The following is a 24,155-nucleotide window of genomic DNA, read 5'->3' on the forward strand; positions in this document are numbered from 1 at the left end:
TTTAGTCATCTCTATTTGACGCTTAATTAAGTGGATTTACTTATTTTATTGCAAAAATCAAAAACTACAGGGTTACGTATGGGGTGAGAAACCGGGTTTCTACGAGTTTGGCTCTCGCGTCACGAGAAATCTACAAAGAAACCCGGTTTCTAGGATTTTTGTGACTAAAAACGAGAAATTTACGAAGAAACCGGGTTTCTGAGTTCGTAAGTGCGATCGCTAACGAAACTAGCAACTCAAACTGCAATAAAATAATTCTATCTTTTTAAGATAAACCGAACCTGAATAAATGTCAAATATCTAACAATCCGTAACGCCTCTGAATTTGCAGCAATTTCACCCTAGCTTCCCCAGCATTGTCAGCCAAATCAGCAAATTCCAAAAACCGCTTCAACTCTTTTCGCAGCAGATTGCGCTCAACTTCTAAGCTTTCTCGACCCAAATCTGGAGGTAAAACAATCATATCAAATAAAGTTGCCCTTTCCTTCCCCGGATGCGGCCGCAAAATACGTCCTCGGCGCTGAATAAACTGGCGCGGATTGCTGCTACTTGCTAAAATTACAGCATGGCGAATTGCTGGAATATCAACGCCTTCATCCAAACACCGAATCGCGACTAAACCTTGCAATTCTCCACTCTCAAATTGTTGGCGCAATCGTTCTCTTTCTGCTAAAGGAGTCGCCGCCGTATAAGTATTGACTCGATAGCCTAATTCTGAACCCAATAATTTCGCGGTTTCTGTTAGTTGGCGGTTGTTACTTCGGCGCACACCTGCTTCGATCGCACCATCGCCGCAGTAAAATAATGTATGGGCTGTGTCGAGACGGTGGATCATTAGTTCTCGCAAAGCTGTTAATTTATTAGCCGCCGCCCCAATTAACCTGGCCCGCTGCATTAATAAAGTTGTTAAAGCATCGTTTGGTTCTACTTTTTCATCGCCCCACAGCGCCCAGCCAATTTTTTTAGTTAAGTAGGAATATTTGCGGGTTTCTGATTCGGTTAATTCTACTAAAATCGGATAGTATAAATAATGTACTAATGCTTTTTGGCGGATGGCATCGGCTAAGGTGAGTTCGGGTTGCAACACTGGGCCGAAATAATCTAAAATAGACTCGGTTCCCTCTTCGTCAAAGTGTCTTTCTGGGGTAGCAGAAAGGGCGAGGCGTAGTCCAATATTCCGCGGCAAACTTTGTCCTAAACGGGGTGCACCTAAGTTGTGAACTTCGTCTCCAATAATTAGGGTTTTTTCTGGGAAATAGCGCAGTTGAGACTGCAAACTATCGGACATTAGTGTAGCGTTTGTAGTTATAATTGTCAGAAATATTCCCTCGCCCGCTCGCACTTTATACAAACCCCGATCCAGCTTATTTTGCCAACTACTGGCGTTTTCAAAAGCCAAAATAGGTTTCAAACAAAATTTTTCCGATTCGCGCGCCCACTGATTCACCAGGTGGCAGTAGGGGCAAATTACGAGGAGGACTTGCAGGTTAATTTTATTGTATAATTCAGTGGCGATCGCAAGTGCAGTAATCGTCTTGCCACTACCCGTCGCCATCTTCAGCGTACCGCGTCCCTGATTTGCAAACCAATTATCAACCGCCGCTTGCTGATACGGCCGCAATTGCAGCGATGGCGGTATCCTCGGAAACCCAAATTGCGAATTATTGGCTGTGGAGTGATTCACCTTTAAATGCCGTTAGATGCAAAATTACCCTGATTCAACTGTAACTCATATTCAACTAAAACTTAACAGCTCAAACAAATTTGCCGCCGACAATTGCAAACCAAACAACGCATCCAGCACTGGTAAAACATCTTCATTTTCTTTAATCTCAGGTTCCTGCTGCGGTTTAAAAACAATGACTAATCTTTCTTCCGGGTCAATCAGCCAACCCAATTTAGTCTTATTTTTGAGGCAAAATAGAATTTTATTAATCACGCGAGTTGAACTTTGATCCGGCGATAAAATCTCAATTATCCAATCGGGCGCAAGTTCAAACCTATTTTCTATTTCTCCCTGAGAATTTAGAGGAATGCGCTGCCACTCGAATACTGCGATATCTGGAACAATAGAACGTCCACCAAAAGAGCAGCGCAATTCTGGAAACGCATAAGCCAACTTCTGCGGTTTTCCAATTCGATTAATTACAGATGGGAACTCAAATTGTAATGTACTATGTTTTCCTTGCGGCATAGCTTTTTGATAAATTTGACCAGCAAAATACTCGCTAGCCGGCTTAGTTTCTGGAAGCAGCAGAAACTCTTCCAGAGAAATTTTTGACGGAGACTGAATTGACGTTAACATAAGCGATTAAACCCTCAAAAACTCTTATAAATTCACGTCGCTGTCACCTTCCCAATCCTGACAACTCTCCGATTCCACACCAGTAGGGTGCATCGCACAAACCAACAAATTTCCGCCGTAAACTTGACCGTGATAGTTAGTACAACCGCGACAAACCGGATGCTGAGTCGGCGAAGGGTCTACATAAGTCACCATCGACAAATCTATCTCATCAAACTCCGGGTCAAAGTCCCGGCAAATTTCAATTATCGGTTCGAGAAATTCATTTAAATAACCATCGAATTCATTTAAATAACCGTCAACTTCACTAATCAGGTTATTTTGTACTTGTTCTGTAAACTCTTCCGAAATATGAGCCAAAATGTCCAGCATTTCGACAAACTCTTCGCTCATGTCGGTGAAAAAATGCTCTACTTCAGAGACAGCATTTTCCATTACTTCAAAAAAATCTTTAGACCAATCTTCCATGAATTTGACAGCTTGCTATTACAAAATATTTTACAGACAGGTGCAGCCAGCCTCATGTGAAGTGCTTGCACCTACTCTCAATTCTATTACCTATTGCGGTATATCCGTCCACATCTGACAGAGGAGATATTCAAAAAGGGAACTCAAGAGTATTATCCTGAGTTCCCTTTGTGCTTTGCGAGCTTTTTGTAGCTTAATCTTGCTTCAGACGCCGCAATTCGTCTTGTAAATTCTGCACTTGTTCGCGGAGCTTGTCTACGCCACCAGTTTCTTTAGTTTCTTTTGCAGAAACATCTTCTTCCTCAGAAACAATTTCAATCCGCCGAGGTTCAGCCGGTTTTTCTTCCCTAGCCGATTCTACGGGTGGCTGCTGCTGAGCTTGTTGCACCATATCATCAACAAAGCGACGTGCTTCTTCCGTTGACATTTCGCCACGCTTGACTAATTCATCTGCCAGCTTTTGGGCTTCAGTGCGTAATTCAGTTAACTTGCTGCCTGCTTTTTCTCCAGCGTAGGAAGCTAGCCCGACACCAAGGTAAACTGCTTTCTGTAAAATATCTCCGAAACCAGGCATAGGAGCTATACCTCATAAAACTGGGTGAACCGGAGACCACGCCTATTACAAGCATCCCGTGTTGCTGCTACCTTCCGGTCCTGACAAAATTTGGGCGTTGGAATCGCGTGGGGCCAGTTCATTTATGAGTATAACACAGTTATTTATTCTTCAACCACACACCAGTGATAAATTTCATAAATAACGCAACCGTTCTTCACCAGCGGGTCTTCAGCGACGATCGCCTTTGCTTCATCCATAGAACCCGCCTCAAACATCAACATACCGCCGCCCCGCCTCGCCCAGTAGCCAGTTTTCGCTCGGTGTCCTTTAGAAATCAACTCTCGGACATAAGCTCTGTGAGCTGGCACATATTGGTCAAAGACAGGCTTTTCCACAATTCCTTGTTCAATTTTGACAAACCAAGGCATTTTTTATTTTGGATTTTAGATTTTAGATTTTAGATTGGGGATTGTAGATTGGGAATGGAGGTTTTGGTACCGAGCATTGAGCAAATACTCGATCGCCCGTACTCCGCCATTCCTTCCTCACTGCGATGTTATCCTATGAACCAGTCAAAACAGCGATTTTTTATTGCTTTAGTGCCACCTCTCGATATTGAACAGCAGATTACTGAGATCAAACTGTATTTTGCGGAACACTACAATACTCGCGGTGCATTGAATTCGCCACCCCACGTCACGCTGCAACCTCCTTTTGAATGGCTGGCGGCGGATGTACCGAAGTTGGAGGAAAGTTTAAAGGCCTTTGCTGCAAATCGGCTGCCAATTCTCGTTACTCTATCCGGTTTTGCGGCTTTCGATCCCCGCGTCATTTATGTTGATGTTGTCAAATCGCCGGCATTGCTGGAGATGCAACAAGATTTGATGAGTTATTTGGAGGCAAATTTGGGAATTGTCGATCGACTTTCTCAGACTCGCCCATTTGTACCGCACATGACTGTAGCATTTCGCGATTTAACTCAGGAGAATTTTCAAGCGGCTTGGTTGGAATTTGCAGGGCGTGAGATCCACTTTGAGTTTACCGCTGCGGCCTTAACTTTGTTGCTGCACGACGGCAGCCGCTGGAATATCAGAAGATCCGGCGGTTAGAAACCGCGTCTATAGAAACAAAACCCGGATGGTGCGCGGGTTAAATACCTGGCGGTTAATGTGTTATTTTTTTTAGTCCCTCGCTCGCTCGGACATCGTTTGACAAGAAGCGGTTGAAACCGTACGTCTTTTCTTACCAGAAAGAATTGGTTTAAAGCCGGAACCCCTAAAGGTGAGAAATTAAAATCAGACTATTCATTGCTTCAATCCTCGGACGTAAAGTAAAGTGCTGTCAACTGTCAACTGTCAACTGTCAACTGAATGAACGATCGCTCTTATTCGGACTTGCAAGTGCCACAGTTCCATAAACCGAAATTCCCGACTGTTTCAATATTTGAATTGCCGACTTCACGGTAGTACCGCTAGTGTAAATATCATCAACTAACAAAACTCGATCGCGCGGGAGACGGCGGCGAAAATCTTTGCCCAAACTTAAAGCATCTTTCATTTCAGCTTTTCGTTGCTGTGGTGTCAGAGCGAATAAAGCCTGAGTATTTTTCACACGCTCCAAACCGTGCCGCTGCAAAGGCAAACCAGTCAACTCGCAAAAACTTTCAGCCAAAAGTTCCGCCTGGTTAAAACCACGCTCCTTGAGCTTTTCTTTGTGCAGAGGAATTGGTACAACTGTTAAATTGTCAATAGCTAATTCGGGAAAACTTAGCCAAGATTCTGCCAGCCAGCCGCCGAGGGGTTTCGCTAATTGTGGATTACCGTCATATTTCAAAGCTGCGATCGCCCGTTTGAGAGTCCCGCCGTACTCGCCCCACACAAAAACCCGCTGCTCTGAATCCCAAAATCGACCTGGATCGGCTAACTGACATCGCTGAAGTTGCTTGTGGCAGTAGGGACAAAACTCTTCGGCAGCCGATCGCTGACAAAGAGGACAGTTAGCCTTAAGAAATAGATTGAGAAAAGATTTGACCAATCCCGTCCATTTTCGGTTGTTCATCCTAAAATTGTGGTAAGTGATTAATCGGAAAAACTATCAAAATTCAATCAGTTTCCAAGAACAGGATCGCAGCGTGACAAACCTCTACTGGCTAGACAAAATTCAACCTTCAGACCGAGATGCAGTGGGAGAAAAAGCATTTTACTTGAGCTGTTTGCTCGCCCAAAATCATCCAGTTGTACCGGGTTTTGTCGTGCCGGCTACAACATTTTGGCAGTTTTTAGAGTCGATCGACTGGCTAGAACCGCTGTTTGCCGACTGGCCCCACTCTTCGCTACACTTGAACGTCGATGAACCCAGACAACTGCAATCGATCGCCCGCAGCATCCGCCACCAAATCCTTACCACCAAACTGCCAGAGGCACTGCTCTCCAACCTAGAGTCTGCGGTTGGTACTCTCAACTCCCAAGCCTTGATTTTTCGCCCTTCCCTGACTTCCAGGAGCCCGAAAACAGCCGGAATCCTGGAATCTCACGCAGTACGCGCCGAACCAGAATCCATTGAGGCCGGACTAAAACGAGCCTGGGCAGAAATCTTCAGAGCCCGAAGTCTATTTTACTGGCAGCGGTGCGGCATGGAAATACAGCAAATCAATCCCGCAGTTTTGGTGCAGCCGCTTCAAGGAGCAATCGCCACAGGTGAGGTGAAAACTAATGCCGGCGCAGCATGGGAAATCCAAGCCACTAGCGGTTTGGGAATGTCCCTCGCTAGGGGAGAAACTATACCTGATTACTATGAAGTACAGTCAGAAACAGGTGCGGTTAAATTCCAGCGGCTCGGTTACAAAACATTAGCATATAATCTCAAAGCTGATGAAATCAAGCCGAGGGAAAAAACGCATATTGGGAATTTTGCTGCTTTTCCAATCCCCGATTCTCCATTTCTAATTCCTGATTTTGCTGACAGTTGCCTGGAAGTTTTGGCGCTGGGCGAGGAATCACAAGCTGAATATGTTTTAGAGGAATCGCAACTGCAAAAAATTATTAAATTGAGCAAAAAAGTTGTCGCAGGAGTTGACTCTGATTTAATTTTGCAGTGGACAATCAGCGAGACAGAAAACAATGACGAACCGCAGTTTTATTTTACTCAAGTTCGTCTTTTGAAAGCGGAAAAAATCGCGTCGGTACGGGAAAATGCGATCGCCCCAGCCAGAAATCCTGCGATTCTCAGAGGTTTGGGTGCAGCATCAGGAAAAGCCGAAGCAATTGCCCAAGTTATGACGAATTCTCACCCAGAAAACACCCAATTCTTAGCCGGAGGCATTTTGGTAGCCCGCACAATCGAGCCGCACTGGCTGCCTTGGCTGAAACTTGCTGCTGGGGTGGTTGTGGAACAAGGAGGCATGACAGGGCACGGCGCTATTTTAGCGAGAGAATTGGGGATTCCTGCCGTTGTGGGAGTTGCTGGGGCCACGAGGGCGATCGAGACTGGCGATTGGGTGTTGGTAGACGGCGATAGCGGACAGGTTTTTGCCACCGCCGAACCAGATGGCGATCGACTTCGGGAACTAGGAAAAAATCCAGAAAATTACACTACAGCAGCAGAAATGTCAATAGCTAATTACCAATTTTCAACATCAGATCGATCGTCCAATCCCGCGTCTAAATCTCGCCAGCCTGAGTCTGCCGAATCTGTTGCGCCAACGGGGACTCAACTGCTAGTTAATGTCAGCCAAACGAGTTCGATCGATCGCCTCAGAAATTTGCCCATCGACGGCATCGGATTATTGCGATCGGAATTGATGGCATTGGAAGCTTTGGACTGTCAAAACCCTAAAGTTTGGCTGCAAAACGGTCAAAAATCGGAATTTGTCTCGCGCATGGCGGATTGCCTCAGTTTATTTGCGGCTGCCGTTTCGCCGCGACCAATATTTTATCGATCTCTCGATTTGCGCGAATCAGGAACCGACGGCAGTTTCAGTTATACCTTTGAACCGGAGTTATTTGATTGGGAGTTGTCCGTACTTCAAAAAGTCTGCGAGTTAGGTCACACAAATCTCAATTTAATGTTGCCTTTCGTGCGCTCTGTGGACGAGTTTGTCTACTGCCGCCAGCGCTTAGAAACTATTTGGAAAAATCGACCGGCTCAGTTTCAAATTTGGATCATGGCGGAAGTTCCTTCGGTATTATTTTTATTGCCAGATTATGTAAAAGCAGGAGTTCAAGGAATTTCTATCGGTACCAATGATTTAGCCCAATTTTTGTTAGGGATTGACCGCAACTCCCAACAGGTAGCAGGTGGTTTCAACGGGCGCGATCGAGCAGTGATGAGGGCGATCGAGCAATTAATCCGACAGGCCAGGGCTGCGGGCATTCCTTGCTCGATCTGCGGGGACGCGACCGCATTGTATCCTGAGATAGTTGAATCCTTGGTGCGGTGGGGGATTTCGTCTATTTCGGTGAATGTCGATGCTGTAGAACAGACTTGGAGGGCGATCGCCCGTGCCGAACAGCGCCTGCTCCTAGAAGCCGCGCGATCGATCTTAACAGTTGACAGTTGACAGTTGACAGTTGACAGTTGACAGTTGACAGTTGACAGTTGACAGTTGACAGTTGACAGCGAAGTTTTTAGGCAGGGGCTTAAATCCCCAGCCTAAAAACAATCCACCTAAAGGCGGGGGCTTAAATCCCCTGTGACGCAGGTTAATAATAATTAAAAAAATCAGACGGCGGTTGAAACCGTGTCTACACAATCGAATTCTGGATGGTGCGCGGAATGAAGAAAATAACATAATTTTAACCGCCCGATCTTCTTCAACCCCGGCACTATCCGGGTTTTGTTTGTATAAATGCGGGTTCAACCGCCCGGTCTTCTAAATTAAAAATATCCGATTTTCAAGCTAAGATAGAAATATCACCAACACTTGACCCAAAGGTAAAAACAATGAAATCAAAAATCATTGCAACCGCAGCAATACTCGCCGCCCTCGGCTGTCTGCATCCTCATCCAGCATTATCTCAACCTGCAACTGACGGCGGTATGAAACCTGGATTCTGGCAACCTCAAGCACAGATTGACACTACTCGCAATATTACCCTCAGACTGTTAAATGAAACCGGATTAAACCTAGAATACGGTGAATCAGGTGTTGGCTTGTCATCCTTGCCCGTCGGAGCCAGCAAAAACATCATTGTTCGCGTCAGCAATCGCACCGCCGACATTGCAAATATTCCGATTAATGTCCAAGGAGGAAGCACAACTTTGAAATACGACTATAATGTTGATGCCAAGCAAAACCTTGTGACGGTTCGCATCACCAGATCAGATGGCCGCACTCAGCAAGATCGGTCAGTTTATATTGATGAAAAAGGGCGAATTTACTCTTTCTAAGACTGACGATTGTTAACCAGATTCCCGATCGTGGATCTTGGTTTTAGCAGCGAGATCTCCGGGGCGTTGCTGACTCGAAGTATGAATCCATCAGAGACGCCCTACGAGTGCGTCTCTACAAAGGTTTGGAGATCAGGTTAAATTATTTTCATCCCTAAAATCAGCAACGCCCGCTGTTACTTAGTCGATCGAGATTGACTGAGGCCCCGTGCTTTTACCGTTGGTTGGTTCGGCTGTGGGCGCAGTGTAGGAAGTTGAGCCGGCTTGTTCGTCAATCCAGCTTCTAACGGGATCTTCGTGAAGGTTGAGTCGCAGCAGGCCTGAAAAAAATCCGCCCGCAAAGGCAAGAGGCTGTTGCATCAATTCTTTAACTACTGGGATGAGTTCATCGAGGAACATTCAAGAGTCTCCTTGTTCTGCTGGGTTTCTACCTTTACTGTACCGTTTGTACTGCGATGCTGGCAGCGGCCGACAAAAAACCCTATTCTCAAACGCTGAAGATGGGCGATCCTGTTCAAGGGCTTCGCTAACCACCAATTTGGCGGCTAATGGCGTACAATGCTAATCAATTTGCTGTAAAAATTTTATGTGCCGTTTGCTTGGCTACCTGGGCGAGCCGATTTTACTCGATTCTATTCTGTACAAGCCGGAACATTCGCTAATTGTGCAGAGTTACCAGCCCCGCGAAATGACTTCGGGCCTGCTCAATGCTGACGGTTTTGGCATCGGTTGGTATCACCCGCACCTAGATACTGACCCGTTTACTTATAAAAATGTACAACCAATTTGGAGCGACATCAATCTGCCGAGTATTAGCCGGTACGTTGAATCAAAATGCGCGATCGCCTATGTTCGTAGTGCAACTTCGGGACAAGCTGTAGATTTGAGCAACTGTCAGCCCTTTGGGTACGATCGCCTATTGTTCGTACACAACGGCTTTGTGCAGAATTTTCGGAAAACTCTTTATAGACCAATTCGCGATCGGCTCAGCGATACCCTTTATCAATCAATTAACGGTACTACAGATTCAGAGCACATCTTCGGCTTATTTGTCAATGAATTAACAGCCGCAAATTTGACTCTAGAAGCTGCTTTGCAAAACTGCCTGAAAACCTTGGCTGAGCTAGCAAAACTTCACCAAGTAGAATTTTCAGCTAATATCATTATCAGCGACGGAAAGCAGCTCGTTGCCTCTCGCTTTGCTTTCCCAAAAGTCCCTCCTTCCCTTTATTGGGTGCGGGACGATCTAAATTTTCCAAATTCTGTCATCATTGCTTCTGAGCCTTTATTTGCTGGCAATTGGCACGAGTGTCCAGTCCAGAGCATTATCAGTACAGGAGTAGACGGTGATATTGAAATCTATCCAATCTTGTAGAGAGGCAATTTATCACGATTTGCAGCAGTGTCGCCGTGGCACTTTCAAACTATTTGCAGACATCGATCATGATACTTTTTGCAGTCAAGCTCATCCTGATTTCAGTCCGGTTGGCTGGCACTTAGGTCATATTGCTTATACTGAGGATTTGTGGCTGTTACAGCGATGTGCTGGATTGCCGCCACTATTTTCTAAGTATCATAAGCTCTTTGCTGCTGATATTTTGCCGAAAACACAACGGGTTTTTTTGCCTGCGTTTCCAGAGGTTGAATTTTATCTGGATGCGGTGCGAAAAAAGGTCTTAGATTATTTGGAAGTTGCGCCGATTGAACAGCAGGAACGTCTCTGGCGGTTTATGATTCAGCACGAAAGCCAGCACTGTGAAACAGTTGCCTTTGTGTTGCAAATGCAAAAGAAGGAAGAAGGAAGAAGGAAGAAGGAAGAAGGAAGAAGGAAGAAGGAAGAAGGAATATTAATGCCCAATTCCCGATGCCCAATGCCCAATGCCCAATGCCCAATGCCCAATTCAGCGATCGCAATTCCGGGCGGCGAATTTTATATGGGAAGCGATGCTGCTGAGGCTTTGGATAATGAGCGATCGCGCCACTTGTGTTATTTGGAAGCATACGCGATCGATCGCTATCCCGTCACTTGCGGTCAATACCGAGATTTTATGACATCCGGCGGCTATCAGAACCGCGATTGGTGGTCTGCTGAGGGCTGGGAATGGCAAAAAGTTCATTTAGTCGATCGCCCGCTTTACTGGTCCGAAAATCCAGCTTTCAGCAACCATCCAGTTTGTGGCGTCAGTTGGTACGAAGCCGAAGCTTACTGCAACTTCGCCGGCAAGCGTTTGCCATCGGAAGCCGAATGGGAAAAAGCAGCGAGTTGGGATGCCACAAATCAGACGAAACTTACCTATCCTTGGGGAGAAACACGGCCAAATGCCAGCCTGTGCAATCACGGCAATCATCTTGCCAATACCTCCCCCGTTGATGCCTTTCCAAAAGGAGCAAGTGCAGCAGGCTGTTGTGATATGTTGGGCAATGTCTGGGAGTGGACAGCTTCAACCTTTGACGCCTATCCAAAATTTGAGAGTTATCCTTACAAAGGATACTCTGAACTCTATTTTGATGGAGAACACCGGGTTTTGAAAGGCGGGAGTTGGGCGACTTTTCCTCAAGCAATGCGATCGACTTTTCGGAATTGGTACTATCCGGGCGTGCGCCAAATTATCGCAGGTTTTCGTTGCGCTAAGTAGTTTATTATCCAATTCTAACTGCAATATACAAGATTGCAAAATTCAGGAAATATCTTTGAATTATCTGCGTTTATCAGTGTTGATCTGCCTTGTATCTACGGTCGATATATATATCAATCAAATTTTCAAGCAAGAAGTCTCGAAAAATTGGACATTTTTTTACTAAATGTAGAAAAGTTCGCATTTCAAAATATTAAGTAAAAAAACTTGGGAAAATTATTTTTAAGTTTCAATTTGGGGAGCGATCGCCATCTGGTGAGAAAATAGATAACGGAGATCGGCATAAAAAATCAGGCTTAAGCGTGATATTTGGCAAGGTGACTGCGTGCTATACCAATTGTTGCATCTTAATTTTACTCTATGAAATCCCCAAGACTGTCCGACACGACAAACCCAGCCTCAACAAAGGAAAACCGGCTGCACTTAGAGCGGCTGGTGAGCGCTGTGGCACCGACAACCGCAGAAATCAATCCTGGCAGCGATGCAGTTAGCGGGTTGACTCAAAACCCCAAAACCCTTCCTCCCAAGTATTTCTACGACGATCGCGGCTCGAACCTGTTCGAGTTGATTTGTCAATTGCCGGAATACTACGTGACACGCACGGAGACGGCGATTTTGCAAGAGTGCGCAGGGGCGATCGCCCATTTGACGGGCCCGTGCGAAATCGTCGAACTCGGCAGCGGCAGTTCCACCAAAACCCGGATTCTCCTCGATGCTTACAGCAAATTGGAATATCCCCTGCACTATTTGCCGATCGACATCAGCCCTACCATCCTAGAAAGCAGCGCTTGTCAACTGTTGACAGATTATCCGTCGCTTCAAATTCACGGACTTGTCAGCACTTACGAATTAGCCTTAGCTAAAATTTCCCCGTCACCGTTGCCAACCCGAATGATTTGCTTTCTAGGCAGTACCCTCGGCAATCTCAACCCTCAAGAATGCGATCTATTCTTCTCGCAAATTGTCGGTGCATTGCAGCCTGGAGAGTATTTTTTACTGGGAATTGATTTGGATAAATCTAAAGATATTTTAGAGCCGGCCTACGATGACAGTCAAGGAGTGACAGCAGCATTTAACTTGAATATGCTGCGGCATTTAAATCGGAGGTATGAGGGAAATTTTGATTTAGCACAGTTTGAGCATTGGGCTTTTTACAATCAAGAGGAATGTCAAATTGAAATGCACTTGAAAAGTAAAAAAGCGCAAACCGTGAACTTACGTACTCTAAATTTAACGGTGGAATTGGCCGCAGGAGAAACTATCCGCAGCGAAATTTCGCGCAAGTTTAATCTCAATACTGTAAAGGCAGATCTTTCGCAGCGCGGTTTAAAGCCTGTACAAGTTTGGACAGATCCAAATCAGTGGTTTGGCTTGATGCTTTGTCAGTTGACAGTTGATAGTTGATAGTTGATAGTTAACAGTTGACAGTTAACAGTTAACAGTTAACAGTTAACAGTGGGCAGTTGTCATTAGTTAGTGTGAGGGAAAGAAACCGGGTTTATACGATTTTTGAGAACAGGAACGAGAAATATCGCAAGAAACCCGGTTTCTGAAATGGTGAGTGCATCCATTAACTTCTGAATTATTACTTTAGGATTCACGTATGAGGTCAACAAACTAAAGCTGTGTCTACTACGCCCCCTACTTCTCAACTGTCAACTATCAACTGTCAACTATCAACTGTCAACTATCAACTGACCAAGGACTACTGACTAATTAACAAATCGGCCGTTGTCCAGGTTTTACGGCGTGAATGTACTCGCTGCCCGATGTCGGCCATCCCCGCTTATAATAGGCTTCCTCCGGCTTCCCCCAGCCCAACTGCAACAAAATTTCCAGAAAATCCAACTTTTCCCACTTCGATAGACTCGCCCATTCTGTACGCTGGGTTAGAGCCTCTACATCAATTGGCTCGATCGATCTAAAATCCTTCCCGCTGTTAATACTCAAATACAAATCCATCCCCGCAGTTACCCGCTGCCAAAATTCCAACATCGCAATCTTAGCTGCTTTCAGAGTCATCAAATCGATCGGTAGAGCGATTAATTCGTCATTGACTGCCGGATAGCGTAGAGTATTGCCTTTAACCGTCATTTCCCGCCAGACAATCCCAGAAACTTGATGTTCCCTCTGGTATTCGTGCACGGCCGCCTTAAAATTTTGATAAGCAGTGAACTTTTGAACGCCCTCAGATTTGAGAAAGCGGTCAATTACGGGGTTCCCTGTAGCATCCGTTTCAGTCAAATTGAGACGCCGCCCGTGCAAGCAGGCTTGGCGCTCTTCTTCGAGGATTTTAATGAGTTGGGCCGTGCTGTAAACCTTGGGCATCTTTATTCAAGCAAAATCAATACATTTGCTGGTCTGGCTGATTTTCTAGGCTAATTTTCAGTAAAGATTGTTTTTTTTGAGCAATATCACTTTTGCGGTTATTGTAACTTTTCTTTGTGCTTAATTCTCGTTTGATAGTTTACAGGAGTTGAATTGAGAAATCCCGAAAGCTTCTTGAAAAAAGCAGTTAAGAAGATACTGAATCGCGAGTTAGGCTGGGAAGTGTGCCAAGGGCTTACCTGGCGGGATTTTTCGCCAAAAACAAAGCCCCCTCGAAGGAGGAGGCTAAACTGAGTTAAAGGTTTGGGAGTTTTATTTGGCGGATCGATCGCACAAACCGCTAAAAAATCAGCATTCGCACCTGCTGTCAACCACCAAAACTCAGATTTTCAGTCTCAAAGCTTAGTAGCGTCGTGAAGAGCGATCCTTGTCGCCCCAGCCGCCGCCGCCACCCGAAGAGCGTTTGTTGTCTTCGCGAGGTTTAGCTTTGTTGACTTTCAAGTCGCGGCCCATCCACTCAGCACCGTCTAGGGCTGCGATGGCTGCTGATTCTTCTGCTTCGCTTGCCATTTCAACAAAAGCAAAACCCCGCATCTTGCCTGTTTCCCTGTCCGTTGGCAGTTGAACCCGGCTAACGGTACCGTACTCGGCAAATACTTGGCTGAGGTCTTCTGATGATACCTCGTAGGAAAGATTACCAACGTAAATCGACATAAAATCTCCAGAATCATTAGGGTGCAGAGAGTTAGATTCGGAGAGACGCTTGTAAATAAATACCAACAAACTACGCAACCGAATTTAATTCTTGAAAAACTACTATAACATGAAGTCAGCAGAATCAGCAATTGCCTGTGCTAATTTTTAATTTAGGGTGCTGTCGGGCAATCTCCCACAGAAAGTATTCTTGATAACTGACATCTTGCACTATTGGCCCATCACCTTGTTTTTTTGCTGCGGGATCGAGCTGATGGCTGAAATTTTTCGTTGGTGATGGCAGCGGGGCCGAAAAAAGGCTGTCCACCTTGATTTACTTAGAAAGGATCGTGGATGCGCGATCGCATTTCGGCGATGATTTGGGTTTTGTTTAAAGCTGGCCAAAAGCTGAGCAGGTTCGAGCGTTCAAATTCGGAAATTGCCTGATCTGCCTGCTGTAGCGAATTTTCGCGTGGCTGTTGGGAAGTGGAACTCGCAACTGCGATCGAGTTGTCTGATTGTGTCATTTTTGTTGTCAGTTGGATCTGTTAATATTTGCCTATAATTAATCACTTCTGCGATCGCACTTGATCGGGATTGATTAACATTATTTTAGGGTTTAATTAGTTTTTTTATATACCGCAGAGGGCGCAGAGAACCCAGAGAAAGAGAGAAGAAGATATATCTTAGTAAGTTTTTCCTTATTCCTTCTTCCTTACTTCCTTAGGTGAACTGTCAACTGTCAACTGTCAACTGTCAACTCTTCCTTCTTCCTTCTTCCTTCTTCCTTCTTCCTTCTTCCTTCTTCCCCCTTACCATTTTCCTGGGATTGCGTCTTTGAGTCTCAATTCTTCTCGACTTACTAGAGCTTCGTAGTAATCTGGTTTGATTTCTAGGGCGACTCCGTAAGAACTAATTGCATCTTGAGTCCGCTGCAATTTTTGCAAAACGTCGCCCCGCTGCGCCCAAGCTTCCCAGTTGTCGGGCTTGAGTTGAATCACTTGGTCAAAAGCGACGAGTGCTTCGGAATAGCGCTGCATTTTCCCTAGCATCAAACCTCGCTGCACCCAGCCTTGATAGCTGTCTGGCCAGATAGTAATTGCTCGATCGTATGATGCTAGACTTTGCTCGTACTGCTGCAAATTTGACAGGGCGTTGCCACGTTTCAACCAAGCTTCAAAATTGTCTGGCACGTTTTTAATGACGCGGTTGTAAGCTGCGACGGCTTCTTCGTAACGCTGCAATTTTTCTAGCGCTGCGCCTTGCTGCAAGCCTACTTTTGATGTAATTTCTGCTTCTGAACTGAGAGAGATTACTTTATCATAACAGGTGATCGCTTCTTCGTATTGCTGCAATTTTTCGAGTGCTTCGCCTCGAAAATTCCAAGCTTCTAGAAAATTACCTTCAATTTGGAGGGCATTGCTGTAAGCGATGATCGCATCTTTGTAGCGTTCCATTTCTGCTAGGGCGATGCCTCTACCCAGCCATGCTTCGGGGAAATTCGGATTAATTTGAATCGCTTGGTCAAAAGCAGCGATCGCACCTTCATGATCTCTTGATTCTGACAGTGTTTGACCGCGCCCGATCCATGCTTCAGGATAAGCAGGATTCATTTGAATTGCGCGATCGAAACAAGCAATTGCCCCATCGCGCCACTGGTGTTTGAGGGCCATGCCTTTATACAACCAAGCTTCGCAGTCGTTGGGTTGGAGTTGCAGCACGCGATCGTAAGCTGTGACTGCTTCTCCATATTTGTGCAATTTTGCCGAAGCAATGCCCCGATTGAACCAAGCCAGACTGTTTTGTGGTTGCAGTTGAATGGCGCGATCGTAAGAAGTTACAGCTTCAGCGTAGCGTTCGGCCTTCATCAGAGCCAAACCTCGGTTTAGCCAAGCTTCCCAATTGTTCGGGACGAGTTTGAGAGCGCGATCGTAGGCAGCCACAGCCTCAGGGTAGCGCGAGGCTTGCAGTAATACGCTGCCTTGCCTATACCACATCGCGGGCAAATTTGGATGAATTTGGGTGGCTTTTTTGTAACAGGTTGCTGCTTTATCCCACTCCTGCAATTCCTCTAAAACTCTGCCCTGCTGATACCAAGCTTCGTGCTTTTCTGGATTGATTTCAATTGCTTTGTCGAAAGTTGCGATCGCCTCCGGGTGATTCTGCAAACTTAACAGTGCTGTCCCGCGGAGCATCCAGGCCCAATATTCTTCGGGGTTAATGGCGATCGCTCGATCGCAACAGGCCACCGTTTCTGCCCAGGAGTGCAGTTGCTTGTAAGCTTTGCCCAGATTCAGCCACGCCCGAGTCCAATCCGGCTTAATTTGCACCGCTTTTCCGTAGCAAATGATTGCCGCTTCGTACCTTCCCGAGGCGTACTGTCTATTACCCCGATCGTAATCTGGAAATGCTGCAAAAATTCTTAAAATCGGCGGCAGCAAAGCTGGTTGGGGGTTTGAGGAGTTTTCCGTGGCATTCGTCGAGAAGTCTGGCATACGCCTTACATATATAAAATTTAGTGGGTTAACAAGCTTGCGGTCTTAATATATTAACTTATGCTTTATTTTAACTCGTTGCTGTTTTGAAACCAATCTACCATATCAGGTCTGGTCTGCTGTGACAAATTATGTTTACTTAACTGTATGTGTATAAAATTATGCACTCCCCCCACTTTCGGTAGACGACTGTACAATACAGGCAGGACCAAAATAAATATGTCCTGATTCAGATTTCAAATCAAATTTAATATGTTATTTGTGCACGCACTTTTAGATTTCACGGACTGCTTTACAGATCGTAATTCGGGGTCGATCGACCTTTCCTGCAATTATTGGTACGAAGGCCGTTGTCCTCAAAGCGGCGAGCTGCTGAGACTGCCCCGCAATCGAATGTCTGAGGAGATCGCCAGGGGCTTGATGCAATACCTGGCTGCTGACAATTCCTGCACTACCGAGGGCAAGATGTACGGCATATTGCTGGTGGAGATGCCTTGGGGGGAACAGCGGATTCTGAAAGCATTTTCCGGGATGCTGAACGGTTGCAGCGTTGTTGACGGCTGGGTGCCGCCGATTCCAGGACGATCGCGAGTTGCATTCGAGGAAGCCCGCACGTTGGCCCAATTGGAGGCGATGAAACAGGAACTGATTGCACTGAATCAACTCCCGCAGCGACAGGATTATACGGCTTTATTGGGCGAGTTTGAATTGCAATTGCAAGTTTTGAATGAGCGCCACCGCAATTGCAAGCAGCAGCGAGACGAAAAACGCCAGTTGCTATGTCAAACTATCGCAGGAGAAACACTCTTAATTGCATTGGAAGAACTGAATCAAGCCAGCCGTTTGGAGGGAATTGAACGGAGGCAATTGAAACGGCAGCGGGATCAAATATTGCAGCCACTAAAACAATTAATTGAAGCTGCTGACGGGCGGATGCGGACGCTGAAACAGCAGCGAAAAGAACTTTCCCGCGAACTTCAGACGCAGATGCACGCGGCTTACACTCTGGTGAATTTTTTGGGAAAATCGCGATCGATCCAGGAATTGATGCCAGCTAATTCTATTCCCACTGGCACCGGTGACTGCTGCGCGCCAAAATTGCTGCACTGCGCGGCAGTACACAATTTGAAACCGCTAGCAATGGCTGAGTTTTGGTGGGGGCCGCCATCGGGGGATAAGGTTCAGGGAGAATTTTACGGTGCTTGTGGCGATCGATGTCAGCCACTCATGGGTTTTTTGCTGTCAGGATTGTCGCCAAATCCAAGTATTTCGCAACCGAAAGCTTACCCGGATTTTCAATCGTCGGCTAATCACAAAACTCGGTCACAAGTCCGATCGCAAACATTTTCACATCAGCATTTTAGTGGCGGGTTAGAAGCCCGCCCCACAAGTGAGAAAAATTCTGGTGGAACGGGCATCTTGCCTGTTACCGATCGCAGTACAATCACTGATTACCAGCAAATGCTGCCGATTGTTTATGAAGATAAATGGTTGATTGCGATCAACAAACCCTCAGCTTTGCTGTCAGTTCCCGGCCGTTATTTGGCAAATCAAGATAGCGTGCTAAGTCGCTTGCGGAACTTGTTACCGGATGGGTTAGAACTGACTGCGGTGCATCGCTTAGATTTAGGAACATCTGGGATTTTGCTGCTAACACGGGACAAAGAAACCGCCAGTCAAATCAGGCAGCAATTTGAGAAACGCCAGGTTCACAAAGTTTATGAAGCAGTGCTTTCGGGGACTGTCAACATAGAGGCGGGGACGATCGAACTGCCGATCGCCGAAGACGCGGAAAATTCCCTGCTTCAGCAAGTTGATTGGGAGTTCGGAAAACCCAGCGTTACTCGCTTTCGGGTAATGGCGCAACAGGGAAATTACGATCGCGTGGAGTTTTTGCCACTGACGGGGCGCACGCATCAATTGAGGGTTCATGCAGCGGATGTTCGAGGGTTGGGAATACCGATTTTGGGCGATCGACTGTACGGATGTCGCGCTGCTGCAAGTCGGCTACACTTGCACGCGCGGGAGCTTTCCTTTGAGCATCCGCAGTTGGGATCGAGGCTGCACTTACGGGCGGCGACGCCATTTTGAGAAAAGGGCGATCGCGCACAACGAGCGATAATTGATCGCAAATGTGTGATGCCGTTAGTATTGCGGGCGATCGATGATCGATTCAAGTTATGCTCATAAGCGATCGAACTCTGAATTTCCCTGATTCTTCAGTTGAAAAAATACCAAAACCATGAATACCCCAACAACTTCTCCACTCCTACTCAGTCCCTTCAAATTGGGAGATTTATCCTTAAAAAACCGGGTAGTCATGGCACCCCTGACACGGAGCAGAGCTGGTGAAACGCGGATGCCCAATGCTTTGATGGCAGAGTATTACGCTCAGCGGGCCTCCGCTGGTTTAATCATTACAGAAGCTACGGTGATTTCTACTCAAGCTAATGGTTGGCTGAATACGCCCGGTATTTATTCAGACGAGCAAGGCGAAGCTTGGAAACAAGTTGTGACTGCGGTTCATGCCCGCGAAACACCAATTTTCATGCAGCTTTGGCACTGCGGGCGGGCTTCCCACAGTAATTTTCATGAAAACAATCAATTACCAGTTGCAGCGTCTGCCATCAAAATCAACGGAGAAGGCATTCATACCCCTGCGGGCAAACAACCCTACGAAACTCCCCGCGCTCTCTTAACAGATGAAATTTCGCTGGTTGTGGAAGATTATCGCAAGGCCACAGAACGGGCAAAAATGGCAGGTTTTGACGGTGTAGAAATTCACGCGGCTAACGGCTATTTAATTGACACGTTCCTGCAAACTAAAACCAATCACCGCACTGATTCCTATGGCGGCAAAGTCGAAAATCGCTACCGTTTTCTTAAAGAAATTGTGGAGGCGATTCTGACAGTATTGCCTGCCAACCGAGTTGGAGTTAGACTTTCTCCCAACGGTGTTTACAATGATATGGGTTCTCCCGAATATCGGGAAGATTTTCTGTATTTCGCGGGTCAGTTAAATGCCTATGATTTAGCTTATCTTCACCTGATGGATGGTTTAGCTTTTGGCTTTCATGAATTGGGCACGCCGATGGTGATAGGAGAGTTTCGCGATGTGTTTTCCAAGCCGCTGATTGGCAACTGCGGATATACTCAAGAACAGGCTGAAACGGCCTTGAGCAGCGAAGTTGCGGATTTAATTGCTTTTGGTCGGGATTTTATCAGCAATCCAGATTTGGTAGAGCGTTTTGCTAATGGTTGGCCGCTCAATCCGCCTGCGGAAGTTGGCGTCTGGTATTCTTTTGGCCCGGAAGGTTATATTGACTTTCCTACTTATCAGGAACCGGCAGCTATTTCTTAGTTTAGTCGATCGCACGGGGCGGAGCGATATCAAGTATCGCAACCGCTTTCGTGGGTTAGGAAGCCATGCCAGTAAGATATGCAAAACTCCCAATCAGTCGCCTAACTTGAGCCAAAGCTTCTTCGCCTGCAATCGGTTGCACTGAAGCATCCCGAACCTCGTCTCTGCGTCTTTTTGCTTCAGTAATCCAAACTGCCTGAATTGCTGAGTCGGTGTCGAATTCTCAGCTTTCTACCAATTTGTCTGCAAGGAGTGCCCTTGATTCATTAAGTAAAGATAATATTTATTCTGTCAGTTGCTCGATCGACTGCATAGCTCCTCGCAGAATACTAAAGTCTAAACTTATTGTAACAGTTGAGATCTAGAACGTTTGGGCCTATCCTATTAACCTGAGGGTATCTCAAAAGATCCGAGCTGCTAGCTCAGCTTTTGAGATACCCCAAAATAATCAGTAGCGATCGAAGCATTTTTAAGAAAATGGCACAAAATCACAAGTCAACGGTTATCATTACCGGCGCATCCTCCGGCGTCGGATTATACGGCGCTAAAGCCCTTGCAGACAAAGGATGGCACGTAGTCATGGCCTGTCGCGACGTGCGCAAAGCCGGAGATGCCGCCCAAGAGTTGGGCATACCTCAAGGCAGTTTCACGATTATGCAGATTGACTTGGGCGATTTGGAAAGCGTGCGCCGATTTGCTAGGGAATTCAAGTCAAGCAACAAGCCTCTAGACGCTTTGGTGTGCAACGCGGCTATCTATATGCCTTTGATTAAGGAACCGCTGCGAAGCCCTGAAGGTTACGAGTTGACGATGACTACCAATCACCTTGGTCATTTCCTACTATGCAACCTGATGATGGATAGTATGAAGCCTTCGTATTATCAAGATGCCAGAATCGTGATTTTGGGAACTGTAACTCACAATCCAGACGAGTTGGGCGGCAAGATTCCGCCACGCCCGGATTTGGGCAAGTTTGAGGGTTTTGAAGCGGGTTTCAAAGACTCGATTTCGATGGTTGATGGCAAGAAGTTTGAACCAGTCAAGGCTTACAAAGATAGCAAAGTTTGTAACGTGCTGACGATGCGGGAACTGCACCGCCGCTTTCACGAATCCACGGGGATTAATTTCACTTCGCTGTATCCGGGATGCGTCGCGGATACGCCACTTTTCCGCAATCACTACCCTTTATTTCAGAAGCTTTTCCCGCTGTTTCAGAAGAATATCACCGGCGGTTATGTGTCGCAGGAGTTGGCGGGCGAAAGGTTAGCGATGGTGGTTGCAGATCCAGAATACAAGCAATCTGGCGCTTATTGGAGTTGGGGAAATCGGCAGAAAAAAGATGGCAAATCTTTTGTGCAGAAGGTTTCTCCGCAAGCCCGCGATGATGAAAAAGCTGAGCGGATGTGGGAGTTGAGCGCTAAGTTGGTGGGATTGGCTGACGGGGCCCAAATGGGTGCTGCTAGTGCGGGTCGTTCTGCATAATTCATCTCGTTTCCGGTTGCATCGGAATTATATATTTGAATCGTCGTCAAGAGTGCGATTTCAAGAGTGCGATCGTCCCCGATCGCGAGTGTCAATCACGCGAGTGGGGACGATCGCACTACAAATGCAAAAATGAGCATATATTGTAGGGTGCGTCAAGCCAAAAATCTAATTATTTCTTACACAACCTAAGTCTGACGCACCTTATACATCAAAATTTATGAACAGAATATTTCGCGCGATCGCTCTGATTTTAATCGTATTAAGCTGCATTGCTGCTGTTTTAATTCAGCCATCGCGATCGGCCTTAACCGCACCAACTCCAGCGCAGCAATTCGGGAATCGAGGAGGAAATGTCGCTCAAACAACTAATTTTGAACGGCACTTTCAAGATTTAGGGGTTGAAGGGGCGATCGCCATTTATGACTTCAATAGCGATCGGCTTTACCAACACAACCCGCAACGCAACAGCACAGCTTTTTTACCCGCATCTACATTTAAAATTCTCAACTCCCTGATTTCCTTAGAAACCGGCGTAATTTCCAATGAACTTGCAATTCTAACTTGGGATGGAATTCAAAGGCAAATTCCCGCCTGGAATCGAGACTTGAATATGAGAGAAGCCATCAAACTTTCCGCCGTCTGGTTTTACCAAGTTCTCGCGCGCCGAGTCGGACACGAACAAATGCAAAAATGGGTAGCCAAAGCCGATTATGGCAACCAAAACATTGGGAAAAAAGATGATATTGATAAATTTTGGTTAGAAGGAGAACTGCGAATCACACCCAACCAGCAAATTCAATTCTTGCGCCGTCTCCACAAAAACGATTTACCATTTTCCGAGCGATCGCTCTCTCTAGTTAAAGATATCATGATTGTCGAACAAACTCCCGATTACACAATCAGGGCAAAAACAGGCTGGGCAGGTTTTGGAGAACAAACAAAGGCTCAAATTGGCTGGTATGTCGGTTATTTAGAGCAGAATAAAAATGCTTACTTTTTTGCCACAAACATTGACATTCGCAGTACAAAGGATGGAGCAGCTAGAATCGAGTTAACGCGCCGTTGCTTGAAGGATCTGGCACTGCTTTAAATGCTTTATCTGTTCTCTAATAAAAAGCGTGTCAATAATTTTTCTAAAATCTTACCATTTCATATCTTGAAAAACATTTGCGTGTATCTGTGTTAATCTGCGGTTTCCCGATCGCTCAAAAAATCACGCAATAAGTTTACCAATTAGCAATTACCTTTTTCCCAATCTTACCAAAATTCAAAATCTTTTTAATACTTAACAATTTATTTTGCGAAATGCAGGTGACAACTGCTGTATCAAAAGGCTAAGCTAGTTGCAAGCTTTGGAACTAAGCACGAACCGCAGCCAATTTCACTCGCCTTTAAAATATGGCAAAAGAATTAGCAATAGACACTCGCGGACTCACCAAACAATTCGATCGCCATATTGCCGTCAATGACATCGATTTGCAAGTCGCCGCCGGAGAAATTTGCGGGCTGATCGGCCCCAACGGTGCCGGCAAAACTACTTTGCTGCGAATGTTGGCCGCCGCTGAGGAACCGACTACAGGGGAAATTTACATCAACGGCTGTCCCTTGTTGCGCGATCGATCTAACCCCACTCTCAAACAGCACATCGGCTTTCTTCCCGACGACTTTCCCCTGTACGACGATTTGACTGTGTGGGATTATTTAGATTACTTTGCTCGACTCTACAACTTGCGACAGCCCCGCCGCCGAGAACGCATCTATGCAGTTTTAGAACTCGTGCAATTAACCAACAAACGCAACAGCTTAATTTCCACTCTGTCGCGGGGGATGAAACAGCGCCTGAGTTTGGGACGAACTATTATTCACGAACCGCTGTTGCTGCTGTTAGACGAACCAGTTTCGGGTTTAGATCCGATCGCGCGATCGCAATTTCGCGAAATTATCAAAGCTGTGCAACAAGCCGGCATGACCGTAGTCATATCATCCCACGTTCTCAGCGATTTAGCCGAACTTTGCACCTGGGTAGGGATTATGGAACTCGGTTATCTTGTCGAAAGCGCCCCTTTGCAAGAACTTTATAAACGCCTGGGAAAACAGCAAATTTTCATGGCAACTTTGGGCGATTTAGCAGCGCTGACATCGGAACTCAAAAACTTTCCTTGGGTAGAAAGTTGGGAAATCTTGCCGGAAACTCAGCAGGTGTGCGCTCATTTTTCGGGAAGCCGGGAAGATGCTGCACATTTATTGCGATCGCTCGTCAATGCTAACATTCCCCTCACGGAATTTCACTGCACTCAAGAAAACCTAGAAACTATCTTCCTCAAGATGGGACACAAACAAGCATCTTGACAGTTGACAGCGTTAATCAGTTGACAGTTGACAGTTGTCAGTTGACAGTTGTCAGTTGACAGTTGACAGTTGACAGTTGTCAGTTGACAGT

The 24,155-nt window shown here is 46.1% G+C and carries 22 protein-coding genes, 1 other RNA gene and 1 pseudogene; 11 read left to right on the top strand and 13 right to left on the bottom strand.

Annotation, left to right across the window (positions count from 1 at the left end):
- Positions 1–292: 292 nt before the first annotated feature.
- The 6 genes from QUB52_RS07010 to QUB52_RS07035 all read right to left on the bottom strand — a co-directional run bounded on the left by QUB52_RS07010 (position 293) and on the right by QUB52_RS07035 (position 3,757).
- Complete coding sequence (locus QUB52_RS07010) at positions 293–1,684, bottom strand: DNA phosphorothioation system restriction enzyme (protein ID WP_265234337.1); 1,392 nt, start codon at positions 1,682–1,684, stop codon at positions 293–295.
- A 51-nt stretch (positions 1,685–1,735) separates the two neighbouring features.
- Entirely contained in the window at positions 1,736–2,305 is a 570-nt protein-coding gene (locus QUB52_RS07015) for a Uma2 family endonuclease (protein WP_332972635.1), read from the bottom strand.
- Positions 2,306–2,329: 24 nt separating this feature from the next.
- Complete coding sequence (locus QUB52_RS07020) at positions 2,330–2,773, bottom strand: hypothetical protein (protein WP_265234335.1); 444 nt, start codon at positions 2,771–2,773, stop codon at positions 2,330–2,332.
- 193 nt (positions 2,774–2,966) lie between these two features.
- Positions 2,967–3,347 carry a phasin family protein gene (locus QUB52_RS07025; RefSeq protein WP_265234334.1) on the bottom strand — a complete coding sequence of 127 codons (381 nt, stop codon included), beginning with the start codon at positions 3,345–3,347 and terminating at the stop codon, positions 2,967–2,969.
- Positions 3,348–3,370: 23 nt separating this feature from the next.
- Positions 3,371–3,467, bottom strand: an RNA gene (gene ffs, locus QUB52_RS07030) — signal recognition particle sRNA small type.
- 23 nt (positions 3,468–3,490) lie between these two features.
- Positions 3,491–3,757, bottom strand: coding sequence for a YciI family protein (locus tag QUB52_RS07035; protein WP_265234333.1), 267 nt, complete (start codon positions 3,755–3,757; stop codon positions 3,491–3,493).
- Between the two features lie 54 nt (positions 3,758–3,811).
- On the opposite strand from QUB52_RS07035, the gene QUB52_RS07040 reads away from it, so the two are divergent.
- Positions 3,812–4,438, top strand: coding sequence for a 2'-5' RNA ligase family protein (locus tag QUB52_RS07040; RefSeq protein WP_442923169.1), 627 nt, complete (start codon positions 3,812–3,814; stop codon positions 4,436–4,438).
- A gap of 253 nt (positions 4,439–4,691) precedes the next feature.
- Here the strand turns inward: QUB52_RS07040 and QUB52_RS07045 are convergent, their stop codons facing one another.
- Positions 4,692–5,387 (bottom strand): ComF family protein, encoded by a 696-nt coding sequence (locus QUB52_RS07045; RefSeq protein ID WP_265234332.1) that lies wholly within the window; start codon positions 5,385–5,387, stop codon positions 4,692–4,694.
- A 16-nt stretch (positions 5,388–5,403) separates the two neighbouring features.
- On the opposite strand from QUB52_RS07045, the gene QUB52_RS07050 reads away from it, so the two are divergent.
- Together QUB52_RS07050 and QUB52_RS07055 are read left to right on the top strand one after the other, a co-directional pair.
- Positions 5,404–7,887: a putative PEP-binding protein gene (locus QUB52_RS07050; protein WP_265234331.1), complete on the top strand. Its 2,484-nt coding sequence runs from the start codon at positions 5,404–5,406 to the stop codon at positions 7,885–7,887.
- A 383-nt stretch (positions 7,888–8,270) separates the two neighbouring features.
- Positions 8,271–8,717 (top strand): hypothetical protein, encoded by a 447-nt coding sequence (locus QUB52_RS07055; RefSeq protein ID WP_265234330.1) that lies wholly within the window; start codon positions 8,271–8,273, stop codon positions 8,715–8,717.
- Between the two features lie 180 nt (positions 8,718–8,897).
- On the opposite strand, the gene QUB52_RS07060 is transcribed toward QUB52_RS07055, so the two are convergent.
- Positions 8,898–9,116 carry a hypothetical protein gene (locus QUB52_RS07060; RefSeq protein ID WP_332969274.1) on the bottom strand — a complete coding sequence of 73 codons (219 nt, stop codon included), beginning with the start codon at positions 9,114–9,116 and terminating at the stop codon, positions 8,898–8,900.
- Between the two features lie 187 nt (positions 9,117–9,303).
- Between QUB52_RS07060 and egtC the strand changes: the two genes are divergently transcribed.
- The 3 genes from egtC (at position 9,304) to egtD (ending at position 12,757) form a co-directional block, all read left to right on the top strand.
- Entirely contained in the window at positions 9,304–10,092 is a 789-nt protein-coding gene (egtC, locus tag QUB52_RS07065) for an ergothioneine biosynthesis protein EgtC (protein WP_332972636.1), read from the top strand.
- Positions 10,064–11,353 (top strand): SUMF1/EgtB/PvdO family nonheme iron enzyme, encoded by a 1,290-nt coding sequence (locus QUB52_RS07070; protein WP_332972637.1) that lies wholly within the window; start codon positions 10,064–10,066, stop codon positions 11,351–11,353. The genes egtC and QUB52_RS07070 overlap by 29 nt, the downstream gene beginning before the upstream one ends.
- 360 nt (positions 11,354–11,713) lie before the next feature.
- Positions 11,714–12,757 (top strand): L-histidine N(alpha)-methyltransferase, encoded by a 1,044-nt coding sequence (gene egtD / locus QUB52_RS07075; RefSeq protein WP_332972639.1) that lies wholly within the window; start codon positions 11,714–11,716, stop codon positions 12,755–12,757.
- A gap of 312 nt (positions 12,758–13,069) precedes the next feature.
- Here egtD and QUB52_RS07080 read toward each other — a convergent pair whose 3' ends face one another.
- From QUB52_RS07080 to QUB52_RS07095, 4 genes are all read right to left on the bottom strand, one after another.
- A complete protein-coding gene (locus QUB52_RS07080; protein WP_265234324.1) occupies positions 13,070–13,681 on the bottom strand; it encodes a hypothetical protein in 612 nt (203 codons plus the stop codon).
- Between the two features lie 402 nt (positions 13,682–14,083).
- The gene (locus tag QUB52_RS07085; RefSeq protein WP_265234323.1) at positions 14,084–14,395 is read right to left on the bottom strand and encodes an RNA recognition motif domain-containing protein; all 312 of its coding nucleotides are present in this window, start codon (positions 14,393–14,395) and stop codon (positions 14,084–14,086) included.
- A gap of 317 nt (positions 14,396–14,712) precedes the next feature.
- Positions 14,713–14,901 (bottom strand): hypothetical protein, encoded by a 189-nt coding sequence (locus QUB52_RS07090; protein ID WP_265234321.1) that lies wholly within the window; start codon positions 14,899–14,901, stop codon positions 14,713–14,715.
- Between the two features lie 285 nt (positions 14,902–15,186).
- A complete protein-coding gene (locus QUB52_RS07095; RefSeq protein ID WP_265234320.1) occupies positions 15,187–16,869 on the bottom strand; it encodes a tetratricopeptide repeat protein in 1,683 nt (560 codons plus the stop codon).
- Between the two features lie 252 nt (positions 16,870–17,121).
- On the opposite strand from QUB52_RS07095, the gene QUB52_RS07100 reads away from it, so the two are divergent.
- Together QUB52_RS07100 and QUB52_RS07105 are read left to right on the top strand one after the other, a co-directional pair.
- On the top strand, positions 17,122–18,960 hold the full coding sequence (locus QUB52_RS07100; RefSeq protein ID WP_265234319.1) for an RluA family pseudouridine synthase: 1,839 nt from the start codon (positions 17,122–17,124) through the stop codon (positions 18,958–18,960).
- A 151-nt stretch (positions 18,961–19,111) separates the two neighbouring features.
- Entirely contained in the window at positions 19,112–20,230 is a 1,119-nt protein-coding gene (locus QUB52_RS07105; protein WP_332972640.1) for an alkene reductase, read from the top strand.
- A 55-nt stretch (positions 20,231–20,285) separates the two neighbouring features.
- On the opposite strand, the pseudogene QUB52_RS07110 reads toward QUB52_RS07105, so the two are convergent.
- Positions 20,286–20,435: pseudogene (locus QUB52_RS07110) on the bottom strand (hypothetical protein); the annotation flags it as partial.
- Between the two features lie 272 nt (positions 20,436–20,707).
- Here QUB52_RS07110 and QUB52_RS07115 point away from each other — a divergent pair.
- The 3 genes from QUB52_RS07115 to QUB52_RS07125 all read left to right on the top strand — a co-directional run bounded on the left by QUB52_RS07115 (position 20,708) and on the right by QUB52_RS07125 (position 24,064).
- Positions 20,708–21,712 carry a protochlorophyllide reductase gene (locus QUB52_RS07115; protein WP_265234317.1) on the top strand — a complete coding sequence of 335 codons (1,005 nt, stop codon included), beginning with the start codon at positions 20,708–20,710 and terminating at the stop codon, positions 21,710–21,712.
- 220 nt (positions 21,713–21,932) lie between these two features.
- Positions 21,933–22,805 (top strand): class D beta-lactamase, encoded by an 873-nt coding sequence (gene blaOXA / locus QUB52_RS07120; RefSeq protein WP_332972641.1) that lies wholly within the window; start codon positions 21,933–21,935, stop codon positions 22,803–22,805.
- 308 nt (positions 22,806–23,113) lie between these two features.
- Positions 23,114–24,064 carry an ABC transporter ATP-binding protein gene (locus QUB52_RS07125; protein ID WP_332969262.1) on the top strand — a complete coding sequence of 317 codons (951 nt, stop codon included), beginning with the start codon at positions 23,114–23,116 and terminating at the stop codon, positions 24,062–24,064.
- Positions 24,065–24,155 lie beyond the last annotated feature (91 nt).

This window comes from Microcoleus sp. A6-C6 (assembly GCF_036705955.1).
Classification (GTDB): Bacteria; Cyanobacteriota; Cyanobacteriia; order Cyanobacteriales; family Microcoleaceae; genus Microcoleus.

Bases quoted from the DNA above. Each gene is read 5' to 3' on its own strand.
- QUB52_RS07015 (WP_332972635.1), bottom strand. From the start codon at position 2,305: ATGTTAACGTCAATTCAGTCTCCGTCAAAAATTTCTCTGGAAGAGTTT.
- QUB52_RS07020 (WP_265234335.1), bottom strand. From the start codon at position 2,773: ATGGAAGATTGGTCTAAAGATTTTTTTGAAGTAATGGAAAATGCTGTC.
- QUB52_RS07025 (WP_265234334.1), bottom strand. From the start codon at position 3,347: ATGCCTGGTTTCGGAGATATTTTACAGAAAGCAGTTTACCTTGGTGTC.
- QUB52_RS07035 (WP_265234333.1), bottom strand. From the start codon at position 3,757: ATGCCTTGGTTTGTCAAAATTGAACAAGGAATTGTGGAAAAGCCTGTC.
- QUB52_RS07040 (WP_442923169.1), top strand. From the start codon at position 3,812: ATGGAGGTTTTGGTACCGAGCATTGAGCAAATACTCGATCGCCCGTAC.
- QUB52_RS07045 (WP_265234332.1), bottom strand. From the start codon at position 5,387: ATGAACAACCGAAAATGGACGGGATTGGTCAAATCTTTTCTCAATCTA.
- QUB52_RS07055 (WP_265234330.1), top strand. From the start codon at position 8,271: ATGAAATCAAAAATCATTGCAACCGCAGCAATACTCGCCGCCCTCGGC.
- QUB52_RS07060 (WP_332969274.1), bottom strand. From the start codon at position 9,116: ATGTTCCTCGATGAACTCATCCCAGTAGTTAAAGAATTGATGCAACAG.
- egtC (WP_332972636.1), top strand. From the start codon at position 9,304: ATGTGCCGTTTGCTTGGCTACCTGGGCGAGCCGATTTTACTCGATTCT.
- egtD (WP_332972639.1), top strand. From the start codon at position 11,714: ATGAAATCCCCAAGACTGTCCGACACGACAAACCCAGCCTCAACAAAG.
- QUB52_RS07080 (WP_265234324.1), bottom strand. From the start codon at position 13,681: ATGCCCAAGGTTTACAGCACGGCCCAACTCATTAAAATCCTCGAAGAA.
- QUB52_RS07085 (WP_265234323.1), bottom strand. From the start codon at position 14,395: ATGTCGATTTACGTTGGTAATCTTTCCTACGAGGTATCATCAGAAGAC.
- QUB52_RS07090 (WP_265234321.1), bottom strand. From the start codon at position 14,901: ATGACACAATCAGACAACTCGATCGCAGTTGCGAGTTCCACTTCCCAA.
- QUB52_RS07095 (WP_265234320.1), bottom strand. From the start codon at position 16,869: ATGCCAGACTTCTCGACGAATGCCACGGAAAACTCCTCAAACCCCCAA.
- QUB52_RS07100 (WP_265234319.1), top strand. From the start codon at position 17,122: ATGTTATTTGTGCACGCACTTTTAGATTTCACGGACTGCTTTACAGAT.
- QUB52_RS07105 (WP_332972640.1), top strand. From the start codon at position 19,112: ATGAATACCCCAACAACTTCTCCACTCCTACTCAGTCCCTTCAAATTG.
- QUB52_RS07115 (WP_265234317.1), top strand. From the start codon at position 20,708: ATGGCACAAAATCACAAGTCAACGGTTATCATTACCGGCGCATCCTCC.
- blaOXA (WP_332972641.1), top strand. From the start codon at position 21,933: ATGAACAGAATATTTCGCGCGATCGCTCTGATTTTAATCGTATTAAGC.
- QUB52_RS07125 (WP_332969262.1), top strand. From the start codon at position 23,114: ATGGCAAAAGAATTAGCAATAGACACTCGCGGACTCACCAAACAATTC.